This window comes from Alphaproteobacteria bacterium, from assembly GCA_041396705.1.
Lineage (GTDB): Bacteria > Pseudomonadota > Alphaproteobacteria > CALKHQ01 > CALKHQ01 > CALKHQ01.
Genome location: JAWKYB010000005.1, coordinates 133,297 through 151,109 on the forward strand (window position 1 = coordinate 133,297; position 17,813 = coordinate 151,109).

General features: G+C 70.2%; 15 protein-coding genes. 10 read left to right on the forward strand and 5 right to left on the reverse strand.

The window, feature by feature from the left end:
• Positions 1-5: 5 nt before the first annotated feature.
• The 4 genes from dctP to R3F55_08475 all read left to right on the forward strand — a co-directional run bounded on the left by dctP (position 6) and on the right by R3F55_08475 (position 3,707).
• Positions 6-1,034, forward strand: coding sequence for a TRAP transporter substrate-binding protein DctP (gene dctP / locus R3F55_08460; GenBank protein MEZ5667448.1), 1,029 nt, complete (start codon positions 6-8; stop codon positions 1,032-1,034).
• A gap of 63 nt (positions 1,035-1,097) precedes the next feature.
• Positions 1,098-1,616 carry a TRAP transporter small permease gene (locus R3F55_08465; protein ID MEZ5667449.1) on the forward strand — a complete coding sequence of 173 codons (519 nt, stop codon included), beginning with the start codon at positions 1,098-1,100 and terminating at the stop codon, positions 1,614-1,616.
• A gap of 2 nt (positions 1,617-1,618) precedes the next feature.
• Complete coding sequence (locus R3F55_08470) at positions 1,619-2,920, forward strand: TRAP transporter large permease (GenBank protein MEZ5667450.1); 1,302 nt, start codon at positions 1,619-1,621, stop codon at positions 2,918-2,920.
• Between the two features lie 13 nt (positions 2,921-2,933).
• Positions 2,934-3,707: a nitrilase-related carbon-nitrogen hydrolase gene (locus R3F55_08475; GenBank protein ID MEZ5667451.1), complete on the forward strand. Its 774-nt coding sequence runs from the start codon at positions 2,934-2,936 to the stop codon at positions 3,705-3,707.
• A 91-nt stretch (positions 3,708-3,798) separates the two neighbouring features.
• Here R3F55_08475 and R3F55_08480 read toward each other — a convergent pair whose 3' ends face one another.
• Complete coding sequence (locus R3F55_08480; GenBank protein ID MEZ5667452.1) at positions 3,799-4,647, reverse strand: hypothetical protein; 849 nt, start codon at positions 4,645-4,647, stop codon at positions 3,799-3,801.
• Between the two features lie 160 nt (positions 4,648-4,807).
• On the opposite strand from R3F55_08480, the gene R3F55_08485 reads away from it, so the two are divergent.
• Both R3F55_08485 and R3F55_08490 read left to right on the forward strand, forming a co-directional pair.
• Positions 4,808-6,469 carry an NAD+ synthase gene (locus R3F55_08485; GenBank protein MEZ5667453.1) on the forward strand — a complete coding sequence of 554 codons (1,662 nt, stop codon included), beginning with the start codon at positions 4,808-4,810 and terminating at the stop codon, positions 6,467-6,469.
• A 79-nt stretch (positions 6,470-6,548) separates the two neighbouring features.
• Positions 6,549-7,199: a pentapeptide repeat-containing protein gene (locus tag R3F55_08490; protein MEZ5667454.1), complete on the forward strand. Its 651-nt coding sequence runs from the start codon at positions 6,549-6,551 to the stop codon at positions 7,197-7,199.
• A gap of 32 nt (positions 7,200-7,231) precedes the next feature.
• Here the strand turns inward: R3F55_08490 and R3F55_08495 are convergent, their stop codons facing one another.
• From R3F55_08495 to R3F55_08510, 4 genes are all read right to left on the reverse strand, one after another.
• A complete protein-coding gene (locus R3F55_08495; protein MEZ5667455.1) occupies positions 7,232-8,806 on the reverse strand; it encodes a calcium-binding protein in 1,575 nt (524 codons plus the stop codon).
• Between the two features lie 152 nt (positions 8,807-8,958).
• Positions 8,959-10,542: a calcium-binding protein gene (locus R3F55_08500; GenBank protein MEZ5667456.1), complete on the reverse strand. Its 1,584-nt coding sequence runs from the start codon at positions 10,540-10,542 to the stop codon at positions 8,959-8,961.
• 293 nt (positions 10,543-10,835) lie between these two features.
• The gene (locus R3F55_08505) at positions 10,836-11,999 is read right to left on the reverse strand and encodes a Gfo/Idh/MocA family oxidoreductase (GenBank protein MEZ5667457.1); all 1,164 of its coding nucleotides are present in this window, start codon (positions 11,997-11,999) and stop codon (positions 10,836-10,838) included.
• 12 nt (positions 12,000-12,011) lie between these two features.
• Positions 12,012-13,064, reverse strand: coding sequence for a sugar phosphate isomerase/epimerase (locus R3F55_08510; protein ID MEZ5667458.1), 1,053 nt, complete (start codon positions 13,062-13,064; stop codon positions 12,012-12,014).
• A 174-nt stretch (positions 13,065-13,238) separates the two neighbouring features.
• Here R3F55_08510 and R3F55_08515 point away from each other — a divergent pair, with 174 nt between their 5' ends.
• The 4 genes from R3F55_08515 to R3F55_08530 all read left to right on the forward strand — a co-directional run bounded on the left by R3F55_08515 (position 13,239) and on the right by R3F55_08530 (position 17,725).
• Complete coding sequence (locus R3F55_08515) at positions 13,239-14,861, forward strand: tetratricopeptide repeat protein (GenBank protein MEZ5667459.1); 1,623 nt, start codon at positions 13,239-13,241, stop codon at positions 14,859-14,861.
• Entirely contained in the window at positions 14,854-15,753 is a 900-nt protein-coding gene (locus R3F55_08520) for a DMT family transporter (GenBank protein ID MEZ5667460.1), read from the forward strand. Before R3F55_08515 ends, R3F55_08520 begins: the two co-directional genes overlap by 8 nt.
• Before the next feature lie 93 nt (positions 15,754-15,846).
• Positions 15,847-16,644, forward strand: a complete 798-nt coding sequence (locus tag R3F55_08525) for an ATP-binding cassette domain-containing protein (GenBank protein MEZ5667461.1) — start codon at positions 15,847-15,849, stop codon at positions 16,642-16,644.
• A 49-nt stretch (positions 16,645-16,693) separates the two neighbouring features.
• Positions 16,694-17,725 carry a sugar ABC transporter substrate-binding protein gene (locus R3F55_08530; protein ID MEZ5667462.1) on the forward strand — a complete coding sequence of 344 codons (1,032 nt, stop codon included), beginning with the start codon at positions 16,694-16,696 and terminating at the stop codon, positions 17,723-17,725.
• Positions 17,726-17,813: the final 88 nt, after the last annotated feature.

Below are 17,813 nucleotides of genomic sequence, written 5' to 3' on the forward strand. Positions count from 1 at the left end.
CTGTTATGTTGGTCGGCCAACGGCCACGTCTCAACGAGGAGGTTCTGTTGATGGAAAGGATCCTATGCGCCGCCGCGGTCGCGATCGGGCTCGCCGCGGCGCCGGCATTCGCACAGATCGAACTGAAGATCGCCACCGACTCCGGCGACCGCGACTCGCCGTCGGGGCAGGCGATCGCCAACTGGGCCAGCGCCATCGAAGAAGGCTCGAACGGCGAGATCGCGGTTCGCGTGTTCTACCAGAACGAACTTGGCGGCCAGCTCGAGGTCTTCGATCTGTTCGTCGCCGGCGAAATCGACCTGATGCTGTCGTGGCCGTCGACGTCGTACGACAAGCGGATCGGCATCCTGAACACGCCCTACATGGTGACTTCCTGGGAAGACGCCTTTGACGCCTACAAGCCCGGCGGTTGGGTCAACGGCGTCCTGAACGCGGTGTTCAACGACATCGGGCTGAAGTACTTCGGCGCATGGCCCGAAGGCTTCAGCGGCGTGGCCACGCGCGGCGCCTATGCCACCGACATCGCCGGGGCCCAGAACATCAAGGTCCGGACGCCCCCTCTGTTTCCGTTCCCGCAGATCCTCGAGTCGATGGGCTACCAGACGGCCGCGATCGACTGGGGCGAAGTCTACACGTCGATCCAGACCGGCGTCGTCGACGGCGACGCAGGCAACGTGATCTACTGGGACTATGAATATTTCCGGGACGTCCTCGACTATTACGTCCGCACCAAGCATACCTTCGTCACCGGCAATCTCCTCGCCAATCTCGACAGCTACAACAGCCTGTCGCCCGAGTTGCAGCGACTGATCGAGGAGACGGCGGTCGCGGAGATGGCCAAGCAGTTCGAGGACGCCCGGGCAACCGACCAGCATTACGTCGATCTCGCCGTCACGTTCGGCATGGAATATTTCGAACTGACCGACGAACAACTCGCCGCGCTTGCCGACAAGGTCCGGGGCGAGGTGTGGGCCCAGATGGAGCCCGACGTTGGCATCGAGATCATGGATCTCATCCGGGCCAACGTTCGGTAGTCCGAATCGAAGGGTCGCTCCGGGCCACGGGGCGACCTGCCATCTGTTCCGGGAGCCCGCGGGATGACTGAAGCCTTTCGCCGGATCGATCGCGTCATCATGTGGGCCATGGGCCTGGTGGTCATCGTCACCAATCTGGCGGTGACGGCCCTGATCCTGTTTCTGGTCCTGGCCCGGTTCGTCCTGGGCTGGTCCGTGGTGGGCATTCTCGATCTCGCGACGCTGTCCGCGATGTGGCTCTACATGTGCGGGGCGGTGATCGCGGCGCGCAACCGCGAGCATCTGGTGGTCGACTACCTCTCGCAGTCGCTGAAGGCGCCGCGCGTCAAGGCGCTCCACAACCTTGCGGTTTCGCTGATCATGGTCGTGCTCAGCGTGTTCTTCGTCGACCTCGCCCGCGACATGGTGGACTGGTCGATCGCCCGACCGCAAACGACGGCAGAACTCAGCCTGCCGCTTCTGATCCCGCAGTCGGCCCTCGTGCTCGCCGCAGGGCTGTTCGCGATCTACGCCTTGCGCGACCTCGTCATAGCCGCCAGGTCGCTGTCCGCGGCGAAGGCGGACGGGATCGGGGAGGCCTGAGGATGGAAGCGATTGTCGGCATCGCGCTGCTGATGGCGCTGATGGTCTTCGGCGTGCCGGTCGCCTGGTCGTTCGCGGGCGTGCTGATGTACCTGGTCTGGGCCTATGACGTGAACACAACCACGCTCTTGCTCCAGGGCTTCCGCTCGCTCGACTCGGTGATCCTGCTCGCCCTTCCGCTGTTCGTGCTGGCCGGATACCTGATGCAATCGGGCGGCGTGGCCGAACGGCTCATCCGCTTCATGGCGCTGGTGCTGCGCGGCCGCCGGGGCGGCATGGGTGGCGCGATGATCGCGACCTCTGGCATTTTCGGCGCCATTTCGGGGACGGCAACGGCGGCGGTCGCCTCGATCGGTACGATCATGATCGATCCCCTTGCGGAGCGCGGCTATCCCCGCGGCTACAGCTCGGCCCTGCTGGGGATGTCGTCGCTGCTGGGGATCCTCATTCCGCCGTCGATCACGCTGATCCTGTTCGGCGTGGTGACCCGGCAGTCGATCACGGCGCTGTTCGCTGCGACGATCGTTCCAGGAATCCTGCTGATGGCAGGCCTGCTGATCTTCAACAAGGTGACGACACGGCGGATCCTGAAGGACACGCGCGAGCGGCTGGAAGCCCTGCGCAGGCAGAAGAGCGCCGAAAACGGGTGGAAGGCCACGCTGCGCGCGTCACCGGCGCTGATGATGCCGGTCATCATCCTCGGCGGCATCTATGGCGGCGTATTCACGCCGACCGAGGCGGCGGCGGTGGCGCTGTTCGTCGCGATCCTGATCGGCTTCTTCATCTACCGCGATCTGACCATCGCGCGATTCCGGCGAAGCCTGCTCGACGCCGGCGAGACCACCGGCACCATCATCCTGATCCTGCTGTTCTCCTTCATGATCGGCCGGATCATGGTGGCCGAGGGTGTGCCGCAGGACCTGACCGAGGCGGTGACGCGGGTGACGGACAACACGTTCCTGATCCTCATCCTCGTGAACGTCTTCCTGATCTTCGTCGGGATGATCATGGACGACCTGTCCGTCACGGTGGTCATCGCGCCGCTGATGATGCCGCTGATGGTGTCGCACGGGGTCGACCCGATCCACTATGCATCGATCGTGGCCTGCTCGGTGGTCATCGGCGCCAACAGCCCGCCGGTCGCGCCGATCCTCTACATGGCCTGCCGGATCGGCAAGGTTTCGATCCACCACGCCGTCGCGCCGGCGCTCCGGCTGATCCTGTTCGTCGCACTGCCGGTCATGCTGCTCGTGACCTTCGTGCCGGAACTCTCTCTGTTTCTGCCGCGGCTCCTGGGCTTCTAGCGAAGACGCCGGCATGACGACACTGAAGCTGGCCCTTTGGCAGGCGGCGCCAGAGGGACGCGACGCCGATGCATTCTGTCGGGCGCTCGATGCGGTCATGAACGCGACCCCGGCGGATCTGGTGATCACGCCCGAATTGCTCTGGCCGGGCTATGGCGATGCGGCAACCGCGCGCGCGGCGGCGGTCGGTCGGGACAGCGCGCTGATCGACCGGGTACGCGCACTTGCCGCGCACCATCGGCGTGGCGTGGTCCTCGGCTATGCCGAGGCCGGAGCGGAGGGGCTTTTCAACAGTGCGATCTGCATCGACCCCGACGGGGCGGTTCTGCTGAACTACCGCAAGCAGACGAGCGCGAACGACTACGAGCGGGCCTGTTTCGGCGCCGGCCAGCCCGGTCCGGTCACGATGCTCGCCGGCGTGCCGACTGCGATCCTGATCTGCTACGATGCTGAATTTCCGGAGCATGTGCGCCGCGCCGCCCGCGACGGCGCGCGCCTTGTCATCGTTCCGACGGCGCTTGGACCGAAGTGGCGTATCGTGGCGGACGTGGTGATCCCGACGCGGGCGTACGAGAACGGCATCTTCGTCGCCTACTGCAACTACGCCACGACGCCGGTGTGCGAATCCTTCTGCGGCCTGAGCCTGGTTGCCGGGCCGGACGGCAGTTGCGTGGCACGCGCCGGGCATGCGCCGTGCGTGCTCGAGGCGACAATCGATCTCGAACACGTCGATCGCCACCGGGGCCAGCTGCATTTGCTGCGCGATCTGGGTGCACGCGCGGACTGACGGCCGGACCTCGCCGCCAACGCGCTGGCACGAACTCCCGCGGCAGGGGCGATCGCGCATCGCTGCCGGGCGCGCGGAGCGCACCGCGCGCTCAGGCCGGCACGCTCTCCCGGTCCAGGCCCGGCAGGTGGCCGATCAGCTGTTCGAGGGCGGCGACCGCGGCGGCGCCGTAGTGGTCGTACAGGCGGGCGCGGGCCTCGCGGTCGCGCAGCCGCTCGGCCAGGTCGGCGAACAGGCCGGCGAACAGGCGGTCGAAGTTGCGGTCGTCGAGCAGGTCGAAATGGCCGATCGGCACGCCGGCGGCGTCGGGCACGCCGAGCTCGGGCTGGTGGCGGTCGACCACGGTGACGAACCAGCGCCGCCGCTTGGCGAAATCGTCGAAATAGGGCAGCACCGCCAGGCGCACGTCGTCGACCAGCTGGCCGACCTCCGGGTTGCGCTCGACCAGCGCCCAGGTGAAGTCGGCGCCGTGACGCTGGCGCAGGGAGGCGACGATGTCGACGCAGCGGCGCCGGGCCAGGTCCCACAGGTTGCCCGGCGCCATCGTCGCCAGCGCCGACAGGATGCCCGGGATCGCCGCGCGCGGGATCGCCGGGCTGCCGTCGGCCAGCGTCTTCAGGTCGGAGCCGGCCGGGGCCAGCAGGTGCTCGAACTTCTCCACCAGCAGGCGCTGCAGCGGCGCGCTGCGCCGGTCGGGCGTGTCGTCGCCCCGGCGCGAGAAGCCGCCGGCGCGCCACAGCTCGCCATAGCGCCCGGCCATGATCGCCGGGTCGCCCTTGAACGCGGCGGCGAGCGCACGCAGCCGGTCCATCGTCAGCCCGGCGGCGGCCTGGCCGGCGACGAAGGCGAGGAAGCCGTCGAGCGCCGCATCGCCGACCTGCCGGCACCACGTCTGGCCGGAGCCGTCCTGTTCGGTTTCGCTGTCGACGTCGTCGCTCATCGCCTGCCGATCCGTGAAGCGCGGTCCGCCGAGGGGCCGCGGCGCCAGGGTGGCACGGTCATGGTAAACCGCGGATTAACCGCGTCGGCGCCGCCGCCGGTCGCCGCCCGCGCAATTCGCCTTGCGGTCGCCCCATATCGGCCTTAAGAGCCGGGCTGCCATGACCGACAGGCTTACCATCGCCGTCGCCCAGCTCAACCCGATCATGGGCGACGTGGCCGGCAACGTGGACCGCGGGCTGGCGGCGCGGGCCCAGGTGCCCGACGCCGACCTGATCCTGTATCCGGAACTCTACATCTCCGGCTATCCGCCGGAGGATCTGGTGCTGAAGCCGCTGTTCCTCGACCACGTCCGCCGCGGGGTGGAGCGGATGGCGGCGGCCACCGCCGCCGGCGGGCCGGCGATCCTGGTCGGCGCGCCGTGGCGCGGCGACTATGGCGAGGTCTTCAACGCCGTGGTGCTGTGCGACAAGGGCGAGATCGTCACCTGGCGCGCCAAGGTGCGGCTGCCCAACACCCACGTGTTCGACGAGAAGCGCACCTTCGCCAAGGGCGCGATGCCGGGGCCGATCAACTTCCGCGGCGTGCGGCTGGGCGTGCCGATCTGCGAGGACATCTGGGCCGAGGACGTCTGCGAGTGCCTGGAGGAATCCGGTGCCGAGCTGCTGCTGGTGCCGAACGGCTCGCCCTGGCAGATCGGCAAGCACGACGTGCGGCTGAACGTGGTGGTCGCTCGCGTGTCGGAGACCGGGCTGCCGCTGCTCTACGTCAACCAGATCGGCGGCCAGGACGAGATCGCCTTCGACGGCGGCTCGTTCGCGCTGAACGCCGACCGCAGCCTGGCAGCCCAGTGCGCGACCTGGCGCGAACAGGTCGCCGTCACCGCCTGGCAGCGCGGCGCCGACGACCGCTGGTCGTGCGTCGCCGGGCCGGCGGAGCGGCCGCACGAGGGGCTGGCCTCGATCTATCAGGCGATGATCTGCGGGCTGCGCGACTATGTGAACAAGAACCGCTTCCCCGGCGTGATCCTGGGGCTTTCCGGCGGCATCGATTCCGCGCTGAGCGCGGCGGTGGCGGTCGACGCGCTCGGCGCCGAGCGGGTGCGCGCGGTGATGATGCCGTCGCCCTACACCAGCCGCGACAGCCTGGAGGACGCGGCGGCCGCCGCCGCCCTGCTCGGCATCCGCTACGACACCGTCAGCATCGAGCCGGCGATGCAGGCGTTCGACGCCATGTTGAGGCCGGCCTTCGACGGCATGGCCGCCGACATCACCGAGGAGAACATCCAGAGCCGCGCCCGCGGCGTCACCCTGATGGCGCTGTCGAACAAGTTCGGCCCGATGGTGCTGACCACCGGCAACAAGTCGGAGATGGCGGTCGGCTACGCCACCCTCTACGGCGACATGTGCGGCGGCTTCTCGGTGCTGAAGGACGTGTACAAGACCCAGGTGTTCGCGCTCAGCGCCTGGCGCAACCAGCAGCTGCCGGAAGGCGCGCTGGGGCCGGCCGGCCGGGTAATGCCGGAGCGGATCCTGACCAAGCCGCCCAGCGCCGAGCTGAAGCCGGACCAGAAGGACCAGGATTCGCTGCCGCCCTATGACGAGCTCGACGCCATCCTCGACGGCCTGGTCGAGAACGAGCGCTCGATCGACGACCTGGTCGCCGAGGGCCACGACCGCGCCACCGTGCACCGGGTCTGGCGCCTGCTCGACCGCTCGGAATACAAGCGCCGCCAGTCGCCGCCCGGGGTGAAGATCACCTCGCGCGCCTTCGGCAAGGAGCGGCGCTATCCGATCACCAACCGCTTCCACGATCAGCTCTGAGGCGGCTCCGCCGCAATCTTGCCGCATTTGCCACCGATTCCGGCTGCGGGACGGGACCTGACCTGTGGAGTGCCGCACGATGCCGCGCACAGTGCCGATTCTCGTGTCCGTCCTTCTCGCCCTCGCTCTGCCCGCGCAAGCCGACGACGACCGCCGTCACGGCGGCGACGACGACGACCGCCATGGCGGCCAGCGCCACGACTTCGACGACGACGATTTCGACGATGCCTTCGGCAGCCGCTCGACCGGCGTCCTGGTGGTGCAGGGCTGCCGCGGCTGCAATCTGGCCGGCCAGGACCTGTCGCGCGGCCAGCTGGCCGGGCAGGACTTCGCCTATGCCAACCTCAGCGGCGCGGACCTGGAACGGGCCAACCTGGCCGGCGCCAACTTCGAGGGCGCCACGCTCGCCGGCGCCGACATGGAGCGGGTGCAGGCCGGCGGGGCGCACCTGCGCGGCGCCAATCTGGCCGGCGCCAACCTGGAGCGGGCCGATCTCAGCGGCGCCGACCTCGGCGGCGCGAACCTGGTCGGCGCCAACCTGGAGCGGGCCAACCTGACCGGCGCCAACCTGTTCGGCGCCGATCTGACCAACGCCAACCTGGACCGCACCGCGCTGGACCGCCGGACCGCGGTGCCGGCCGGCTTCCCGCTGGTGCCGTCGGCGATCCCGCAGCTCAGCTTCTGCGTCAGGATCGACCCGAACGGCGGCTTCTCGGCCGGCGGCTGCTGAGTCCGCCGGCGGCCGCGCCCGGCGCGCCCGGCCTACTGGAAATCGGCGATGTCGATGGCGGCCGGGTCGACCAGGTGCACCGGCAAGAGGTCGCCGTTGTAGTTGAGCAGGATCAGTACGGTCTGGCCGTTGTAGGTGATGTGGGTGTCGCTGCCCTGGACGAACAAGCCGGTGCCGCCGGCCTCGTCGCCCTCCAGCCCGTCATAGTCGTGGACGTAGTCGAAGCCGGAGCCGGCGCCGAAATCGAACATCTGGCTGCCCTGGCCGAGCGTCATCCCGCGGACGAACAGGTCGTCGCCCTGGCCGCCGTGCAGGTCGTCGCCATCGCCGCCGCCGACCAGGATGTCGTCGTCGTCGCCGCCCCACAGGTCGTCGTGGCCGCCGGCGCCGAACAGGATGTCGTTGCCCTTGTTGCCGTCCAAGAAGTCGTCATCCGCCGCCTCGGCACCGAACAGCCAGTCGTCATAGATGTCGGGATCGGTCTCGCCGAAGGTTTCCACGCCATGGCCGAGCACGATGTCGTTGCCGTAGCCGGCGTAGAGCTCGTCGTTGCCCGACCCGCCGACCAGGAAATCGTCGCCGTGCTGGCCGGCGACGACGTCCTCGCCACTGCCGCCGATGACCGTGTCGTCGCCGTCCTCGCCGAGGAGATAGTCGCTGCCGCCGTCGCCGACGATCATGTCGTCGCCGATCCCGCCCGCGATGCTGTCGGCACCGCTGTCGGCCGCCGGCAGGCCGCCGTCGGGCGTGAGCGGGTAGTCCCCGCCGTAGAGCTGGTCGTTGCCCTCGCCGCCTTCGATCGTGTCCCAGCCCTGGCCGCCGGCGGCCACGTCGTTGCCGGCGCCGCCGTCGAGGAAGTCGCCGCCCGCGCCACCGAACGCGGCGTCGTTGCCTTCGTGACCGGCGATCACGTCGCTGCCGGCCTCGCCGAAGATCATGTCGTTGCCGGTGCCGCCGCCGAGATAGTCGTGGCCGTCGCCGCCGAACATGGTGTCGTCGCCGGCCTGGCCGTAGACGTTGTCGTTGCCGTCGCCGCCGAAGGTCCAGTCGGCGCCGTCGCCGCCCTCGACCGTGTCGTTGCCGGCCTCGCCGGCCAGCACGTCGTCGCCGGCGTTGCCGACCAGCGTGTCGTTGCCGGCGCCGCCCCAGGCCCAGTCGTCGCCGGTGCCGCCGTCGACAAAGTCGTTGTCGTCGTGGGTCCAGACCGTGTCGTTGCCGGCACCGGCCCAGACCCAGTCGGCATCGTCGAACTGGCCGCCCAGCGCCATGCCGGCGACGATGACGTCCGCCCCGTCCTGGCCGAACACCACGTCGTCGCCGAGATAGGTGGTGATGTGGTCGGCCCAGTTGGTGCCGACGATGATGTCGTTGCCGAAGGTGCCGTAGATCAGGTTCGGCGGCAGCTTCAGCACGCCCTCGCCCGGCGGCGGCGGCGGCACCGCGGCAGTGGCGCCAGCGGACAGGTCGAGACCGGACGCAACCGGCGGCTGCAGGGCGGCCTCGCGTAAGGCGGGCGCCGGGCCGCGCTGCGTCGTTCTCGCCGGTATCGCGACCGCCTCCAGCGCATCGAGCCCGCTGTCGATCGCATAGCCGGAACGTGTCGCCATCGCCGTTCTCCCATTCGCGTGCGTGCCATGCCGCCGTGCCCAATGGGTCGCGGCCGCCGCCGGCCGGGTTCACACCGATGGCGAAAAAAAGGCGGCCGGCGCCCGCACGCCGCACCTTGATGCGGCACGACGCGCGGACGCCGGCGCGCCGCTCAGAAGAAGTCGTCCATCGCCATGCCGACCGGAATGGTCAGGTTCACGACGTTGGCGGTGGAGTCGTAGTTCAGCAGCACCAGCACCGTCTCGCCGTTGTAGGTGACGTGGGTGTCGGCACCCTGCTGGACGTAGCCGTCGCCGCAGGCGGTGTCGCCTTCCCAGCCCTTGTAGTCGTGCACGTAGTCGAACCCGGAGCCGGTGCCGAACCACAGCGTCTCGCCGTCGGGATCGAGGCTCATGCCGCGGATGAACGCATCGCTTCCCGATCCGCCATGCAGGTCGTCGCCGTCGCCGCCGCCGACCAGGATGTCGGCGTCGTCGCCGCCCCACAGGTCGTCGTGGCCGGCCCCGCCATAGAGGAAGTCGTTGCCCTTGTTGCCATCGAGGAAGTCGTCGTCGTTGGCGTCGGTGCCCCAGGCGAGGTCGTCATAGGCGGTGGGGTCGGGCGCCAGCAGGTCCTTGCCGTTGCCGAACAGCTTGTCGTTGTCGAAGCCACCGTAGAGCTCGTCGTTGCCGGTGCCGCCGAACAGCAGGTCGTCCCCGCTCTGCCCGCCGATGAAGTCGGCGCCGGCGCCGCCGATGACGGTGTCCCAGTTGCCTTCGCCGAGAATGTGGTCGTCGCCGCCCTCGCCGAAGATGAAATCGTCGCCCGCGCCGCCGCGGATATCGTCGGGGCTGTCGTCGGCTGCCGGGGGCTGGCCGCCTTCGCCGGCCACCATCGGATTGATGCCGCCGAAGATGATGTCGCGGCCGGCGCCGCCCTCGATGGTGTCCCAGCCGGCGTCGCCGGAGATCATGTCGTCGCCGTCGCCGCCGAAGATGTCGTCGTCGGCCGCGCCGCCCGACAGCACGTCGGCGCCATCCTCGCCATAGATGTCGTCCTTGCCGTCGCCGCCGAAGATCAGGTCGTTGCCGGTGCCGCCGCCGAGGTAGTCCATACCGGCACCGCCGAACATGACGTCGTCGTCGCCCTGGCCATAAAGGAAATCGCCGCCTTCGCCGCCGAAGATCATGTCGTCGCCGCTGCCGCCGGTCACCGTGTCGGCGCCGGCCTCGCCGGCCAGCACGTCGGCACCGCTGTTGCCGTGGACGGTGTCGTCGCCGTCGCCGCCCCAGACGAAATCGTCGCCGGTGCCGGCGTCGACCCAGTCGTCGTCGTCGAAGGTCCAGATCGTGTCGGCGCCGTCGCCGCCCCAGACCCAGTCCTCGTCGGCGAACTGGCCGCCCATCGCCATGCCGGCGATGATGATGTCGGCGCCGCCCTGGCCGAAGATCACGTCATGGCCGAGGTAGGAGACGATGCGGTCGGCCCACTGGCTGCCGACCAGATAGTCGTCGCCGAACGTGCCGGTGATCGTGTTCAGCGGCGCCGCGCCCTCGTCGAAACCGGGCAGCGCCGGTCCGGCGCTGGCGTCCTGGGACAGCACGGCGAGGTCGAGCCCCGCCACGGACTGATCGATCGGGAAGTCCCGCAGGTCGGCGACGGTGCCCCTGCCGCCGTGGGTCGCGGTCCCTGCCGCGACGACGGCCAGGCCTTCGTCGAGGCCGCTGCTGATCGTATAGTTGTTCCGGCTAGCCATTCGTTCTTCTCCATGGTGGCGCCGGTTCGCGGCGCGCGGTTCAGGTCCATGGGTCGCGACCGCACGTGCCGAAGTTCAAAAGATTTTTCGTTCTGAACGAAGTTCATTCCATGCATATTGAGCGATGTTCATTTTTTGGCCGCGGGCCGCGCCGGGGCGCCGGGCCGTGCGTGCAATCTGAACGGAGCGAGGGCCGGGCGCCGCAGCCGGTACGCCTGCAGCCGGGGCCGAGGATCGGGTCACGCGACGGTCCGGGAACGGCCCGTCGCCGCCCCGGACCCGTCGGCGGCGGCTCAGAACGCCAGCGAGGTCCAGGCCGCGTTGGCGTTGCTGGAGGCCACCGCCGCCTCGATGAACTTCACGCCCTTGGCGCCGTCCTCCACCGTCGGCACCAGCGCGGTGTGCGCCGGCGCTTCCCAGCCGCCGAGGTGGGCGTGGATCCGGTCGGCGATGTCGCGGTAGAGCGTGGCGAACGCCTCCTGGTAGCCCTCCGGATGGCCGGGCGGCACGCGGGTGCTGTGGCCGGCGGCGTCGCCCAGCCCGGCGCCGCCGCGGGTCACGATCTGCGGCCGGCCGCCGAGCGGCATGAACACCATCTCGTTCGGCACCTCCTGCCGCCACTTCAGCCCGCCCTTGGTGCCGTAGACGCGCAGCGTCAGCCCGTTCTCCTCCGCCACCGCGACCTGGCTGGACCACAGCATGCCGCGCGCACCGCTGGCATAGCGCAGCATGATCTGGGCGTCGTCGTCGAGCTTGCGGCCCGGCACGAAGGCGGTCAGCTGCGCCGACAGGCTTTCGGCGTCCTGACCGGTGACGAAGCAGGCCAGGTTGTAGGCATGGGTGCCGATGTCGCCGATGCAGCCGCCGGCGCCGGAACGCGCCGGGTCGGTGCGCCACGACGCCTGCTTCATGCCGGTGTCCTCCAGCTTGGTCGCCAGCCAGCCCTGGGCGTATTCGGCCTGGATCACGCGGATCTCGCCCAGCTCGCCGGCCGCGACCATCTCGCGCGCCTGCCGCACCAGCGGATAGCCGGTGTAGTTGTGGGTCAGGCCGAAGACCAGCCCGGACTCCTTCACCCGCCGCACCAGGTCGAGTGCGTCGGCGACGGTGGTCGTCATCGGCTTGTCGCAGATGACGTGGATGCCGGCGGCCAGGAAGGCCGCCGCCGGGCCGTGGTGGACGTGGTTCGGCGTGACGATCGAGACCACGTCGATGCCGTCCGGACGCGCCGCCTCGGACCGCGCCATGGTCTGGTAGTCCGGATAGATCCGGTCCTCGGCCAGGCCGAGGGCGTGGCCGGACTCGATCGCCTTGTCCGGCGTCGACGACAGCGCGCCGGCGACGAACTCGTAGCGGTCGTCGATGCGCGCCGCCAGCCGGTGGACCGCACCGATGAACGCGTCGTTGCCGCCGCCGACCATGCCCAGGCGCAACCGCCGGTTGGGTCTGTTGCTCATTGCCCGCGCTCCTCAGATGCCCAGCATCCGCCGGTTGGCCTGCTGGTCGATCGCGCCGGCGGCGAAGTCGTCGAACGCGACCTCGGTCACCTTGATGATGTGGTCGGCGATGAACGGCGCCCCCTCGGCCGCGCCGACCTCCGGATGTTTCAGGCAGCATTCCCATTCCAGCACCGCCCAGCCGTCGAAGTCGTACTGGGCGAGCTTGGAGAAGATCGCGCCGAAATCGACCTCGCCGTCGCCGAGCGAGCGGAACCGGCCGGCCCGGTTGACCCACGACTGGTAGCCGCCATAGGCGCCGACGCGGCCGTTGGGCCGGAACTCGGCATCCTTGACGTGGAACATCTTGATCCGCTCGTGATAGAGGTCGATGTACTCCAGATAGTCGAGCGCCTGCAGCACGAAGTGGCTGGGGTCGTACAGCAGGTTGCAGCGCGGGTGGTTGTCGACCCGCTCCAGGAACATCTCGAACGTCGCGCCGTCGTGCAGGTCCTCGCCGGGATGGACCTCGTAGCAGACGTCGACTCCGACCTCGTCGAAGGCGTCGAGCAGCGGCTTCCAGCGGCGGGCCAGCTCGTCGAAGCCGGCCTCGACCAGGCCGGCCGGCCGCGGCGGCCAGGAGTAGAAATAGGGCCAGACCAGCGCGCCGGAGAAGGTGGCGTGCGCCTTCAGGCCCAGGTTCTTGGAGGCCTTCGCCGCCTTCCTGACCTGGTCCACCGCCCATTCCTGCCGGGCCTGCGGGTTGCCGTGCACCTGGGGCGGCGCGAACTGATCGAATGCGACGTCATAGGCCGGGTGCACGGCGACCAGCTGTCCCTGCAGGTGGGTCGACAGCTCGGATATCTGCAGGCCCTTGTCGGCCAGCATCCCCTTGATGTCGTCGCAGTAGGTCGGGCTCTCGGCCGCCTTGGCCAGGTCGAACAGGCGCGCGTCCCAGCTCGGAATCTGGACGCCCTTGTAGCCGAGCCCGGCCACCCAGTCGGCGATCGACGACAGGCTGTTGAACGGCGCCGAGTCCCCCGCGAACTGGGCAAGAAAAATGGCTGGCCCCTTGATCGTTTTCATGCAAGTTCCCTCCCTGAAGGTTCTTGTCGTGGCTTTCGGTGGGGGATGCTAGCGCATATCGCCACGCCGGCGCACCACCCGCGCCGCAGCTTTTTTCGCCGTCGGCGCCGCGTCGGACGGGCCCGTACGGCTGTCCTCGCCGCCGCCCTTTCTGCCGCCGCCCTGCTGGCCGCCTTGCCCGCGCCGGCCCAGCAGGCCGGCGACGACCGCATCGTCCGCCAGGTCGAGGCGTTCGCCGCCGCCTTCGACGCCGGCCGGTTCGACGAGGCCGCCGCGCTGGGCGCGCGCGCGCTCGCCGCCAGCCGCGAGGCGTTCGGCGACGACGCCGGCCATACCGGCCTGCTGCTGATGCAGCTGGCGCGCACCAACCGCATGCGCGGGGCGCTGGACGACGCCGAGGCCCAGTACCAGGAGGCCCGGGCGATCTTCGCGGACGCCTATGGCGAGGACCATGTCAGCGTGATCGAGGCCGACCTCGGTCTCGCCGGAATCGCCGCCGCCGGCGATCCGCTGGCGGCCAGCGCGCTGTATGCCGCCGTGGTGGCGCGGCTGCAGGCGCTGGCCCAGCCGCAGCCGGTGCTGCTGGCCAACGCCCAGGTCGCGCTCGGCCGCAACCTGCTGCAGATCGGCAACGAATCGGCCGCGCGGACGACGCTGGCGTCCGCGGTCGGCACGCTGGCGGCGGGCATCGGCCCGTACCACCCGATGACGGCCCAGACCCGCGCGGAATGGGCGGCATTGATCGACTCGCCCTGGGTGGCGGCGGAAACCTATGTCGAAAGCTGGCGGGCGCTGCGCGCCGAGCTGGGCGACGCGCACCCCGAGGCGGTCCAGCTCGGCATGGTCGCCGCCAAGGCGCTGCTGGCGCTGGGGCTGGCCCAGGACGCGCTCGACGTGGCGCTGCCGGTGGCGGCGGCCAGGCCGACCGCCGAGACGCGGGACCTGGTCGGGCAGATCTGGCAGTCGCTGCGCGACCCGGACAGCGTGGTCCGCGCGATCCGCAGCGCGGCGCCCAGCGAGGAGGCCGACACCGAGGCGCAGGCCCTGGCGGCGGCACGGCTGGCGGCGGCGCTGGTCCGGCTGGACCGGCCGGTCGACGCGGTGCTGGGCATCGACCGGGCCCGGCGGCTGTGGGCCGACGCGCCGCCGACCGACCCCGGCCTGGCCGAGGCGATGGCGCGGATCAGCGACCCGGCCCAGTCGGTCGGCGCCACCGTCGATGCCGACCGGCTGCTGGACGAGGCGGCCGCGATCGTCGAGCGGCTCGACGCCACCCACCCGAGGCGCAACGAGCTGATGGGCCTGATCGCGCTGTCGCGGGCGCGTCACGCCGCGGCCGACGACCGCCCGGAGGAAGCGGTACGGCTGGCCCGGGCGCAACTGGACGTGCTGACCGGCCGCGACGACCCGCGCGGGGTGCTGCGGCTGCGGCTGCGCGCCGCCCAGGCCTACGGGTTCTTCAAATCGGGCCAGGACAACCTGGCCGTGATCGCGTTCAACGGGCTGGAGCGCGACGTCACCGCCGCGCCTGCCGCGCTCGAGGACGCGCGCGCGGACGACGCGCTGCTGCTCACGCCGCCGGAGGCGGTGACCCTGCTGGAATATTGCAGCGCCTTCTGGCTGGCAAAGGCGAGGCGGCGCGGGTGGCGCGCATCCAGGCGCAGATCGGCCGCTGGCAGGCCAACGGCCCGACCTGGCCGCGCCGGGGCCAGGCGGCCGGCGGATCCGGTGATTAGCGGACCGGCCGGCGCAGCTGCCGCGGCCGGAGCGGCACCGCGGCCGGCCGGCCGTGGCTGAGGCCGCCGTCGCGCTGCGCGGCGTCTCGGCGACGACGATGATCGTCGTCAGCACCCTGAGCTTCTCGCTGATGCACGCCTGCGTGCGCCACCTCGGCGTGGTCGAGGCGGTGCACCCGTTCATCATCGCCTTCATCCGCAGCGCCCTGGGCGGCGCGGTGCTGTTCGCCTGGGTGCTGCAGCGGGGCAAGGCGCTGCCGCGCGGCCGAGCCATGGGCATGATCGCCGGCCGCGCGGCGCTGAACACGGCGGCGATGCTGTGCTTCTTCGCCGCTCTGGGCATGACCGAGCTGACCACGGTGACCGCCCTGAACTTCACCGCACCGCTGTTCGTCACGCTGGGCGCGTGGCTGCTGTTCGGCGAGCGGCTGCGCACCCGGCGCATCGGCGCGCTCGTCGTCGGCTTCGCCGGCGTGGCCGTGGTGATGCGGCCCAGCATCGCCGTGTTCGAGCCCGGCCCCTATCTCGCCCTGGCGTCCTCGGTGCTGTGGGCCGGCGCCATGCTGCTGATCAAGCGGCTGACCGCGACGGTCGACAGCGTCACCATCACCGCCTACAGCGGCCTGATGATGGCGGTCCTCAGCCTGGCGCCGGCGCTGTTCTTCTGGCAGTGGCCGACGCCGACGCAGTGGGCCTGGCTGGCGCTGACCACGGCGCTGGGCACCGTCGCGCAGCTGAGCCTCGCCGAGGCGTTCCGCCGGGCGGAGGCCGGCGCGGTGATGCCGTTCGACTTCCTGAAGCTGATCTGGGCGAGCCTGCTCGGCCTGGTCTGGTTCGGCGACACGCCGAGCCCGTGGGCCTGGGCCGGCGGCGCGGTGATCTTCGCCGCGTCGGTCTACATCGCCCACCGCGAGCGCCGCAGCGGCCGCCCGGTCGCGGCGCCGCCGGCCTGAGCTGCAGCCCGCCGGCCCTGGACAGGCGCGCGCCAACGTGATTGGTTTTCGCGGCCGGCCCGGCCGGCAAGGCGCACGCAAGGCTGGAGCGAGATGACGACGACCGAGGCAACCGCCCGACAGCCGCTGCTGCGGATCAGCCATATCGCCAAGCGGTTCGGCGCGGTGGTCGCGCTGGCCGACGTCACCTTCGAGATCTATCCCGGCGAGGTGGTGGCGCTGCTCGGCGACAACGGCGCCGGCAAGTCGACCCTGATCAAGATCCTGGCGGGCAACCAGCAGCCGGACAGCGGCACGCTGACCTTCGAGGGCCGCGAAGTGCACATCGATACGCCGGCCGACGCCAAGGCGCTGGGCATCCAGACCGTCTATCAGGACCTGTCGCTGTGCGGAAATGTCGACGTCGTCGCCAATTTCTTCATGGGCCGCGAGCTGTGCAGCAACGTCGTGGGCATGCAGGTGCTGCGCGAGCGCGAGATGGAGACGGTGACCCGGCAGGCGATGGCCGAGATCGGCGCCACCATTCCGTCGGTGCGCAGCAACGTCGAGCACCTGTCCGGCGGCCAGCGCCAGGCGATCGAGCTGGCCCGCTTCGTGCACTGGGGCGGCAAGCTGGTGATGCTCGACGAGCCGTTCGCCGCGCTCGGCGTGCGCCAGACCCATCGCGGGCTGGAGCTGATCGAGCGGGTCAAGAGCCAGGGCGTGGCCGTGGTGGTGATCACCCACAACGTGCTGCACGCCTTTGCCGTCGCCGACCGTTTCGTCGTGCTGCGCCAGGGTCGCGTCGCGGGCGTGCGCGATGCGCACAGTTCCAGCCACGAGGAGGTCGTGGCGCTGATTACCGGCGAGTCCGCCGCCGAGGCGGCGCGCCGTTATGGTACCATTGCCTGATCAACCAAAAAGGAGGGGAGAACCGATCATGCGCAGGACAATGACTTGGATGGCCGGGACCTGGCTCATGGGCGCCGCGACGCTCGCGATCGCCGCCGGCACCGCCCACGCCCAGGACAAGGGCACGGTGTACTACCTGATCCCGACGCTGCTGGACGAGTTCCAGACCGAATCGAAGAAGGCGTTCGAGCACATGTTCGGCTCGCTCGGCTACGAGGTCGTCTCGGTCGACGCCGACAACCGCTCCGACCGCCAGCTCAGCCAGCTCGAGGACGCGATCGCCACCAGCCCCGCCGCGATCGTGCTGGCCGCGGTCGACTTCGACGCCATCGTGCCGGGCGTCGAGGCCGCCCGTGCCGCCGGCATCCCGGTGCTGAACTTCGACCGGCAGATCCGCACCACCGAGTTCAGCCTGACCTCGGTCGCCGGCACGGTGGAGATGGGCTATCTGGCCGCCGGCGAGGTCGTGCGGCTGCTCGAGGAGCGCAACGGCTCGGCCAGCGGCAAGGTGCTGCAGGTGCTCGGCGACCCCGGCGACAACTACACCCTCGACATCCAGGCCGGCTTCGAGGAGGTGATGGCCGGCTATCCCGACGTCGAGATCGTCACCAAGGCGACGCTGATGTGGGAGCCGGCGAACGCGGCCGACATCATCGAGGACCAGCTGCTGGTCAACCCGGACATCGACGTGATCTTCGGCCACGCTGCCCACCTGTGCTCGGCGATGATCGCGGTGATGGAGGGCGCAGGCAAGGCGCCCGGCGACATCGCGATGCTGTGCTCGAACGGCGCGCCGGAAGGCCTGAAGAACATCCGCAACGGCTGGCAGCAGGCCGAGGTGGAGCAGCCGCTCTATGCCCAGATGTACGGGCTGGCGATGTTCGCCGACATGATCATCGGCGGCCAGACCCCGGCCGAGGGCACCTATGACGTGCTGGGCCTGGAATCGACCATCACCCACGAGGCGTGGGGCCCGAACCTGAAGATCCCAGGCGCGGTCATCACCGCCGACAACGTCGACGGGCCGGCATTCTGGGGCAACCTGAACATGCCGACGGACCCGGTCACCCCGGTCCAGTAACGCCGCGACCCCGCTGCCCCGGACCGCTCTGCCGCGGTCCGGGGCAGTGCGAAACGGCAGGCCCGGCGGCGCAACGCCCGCCGCGGAC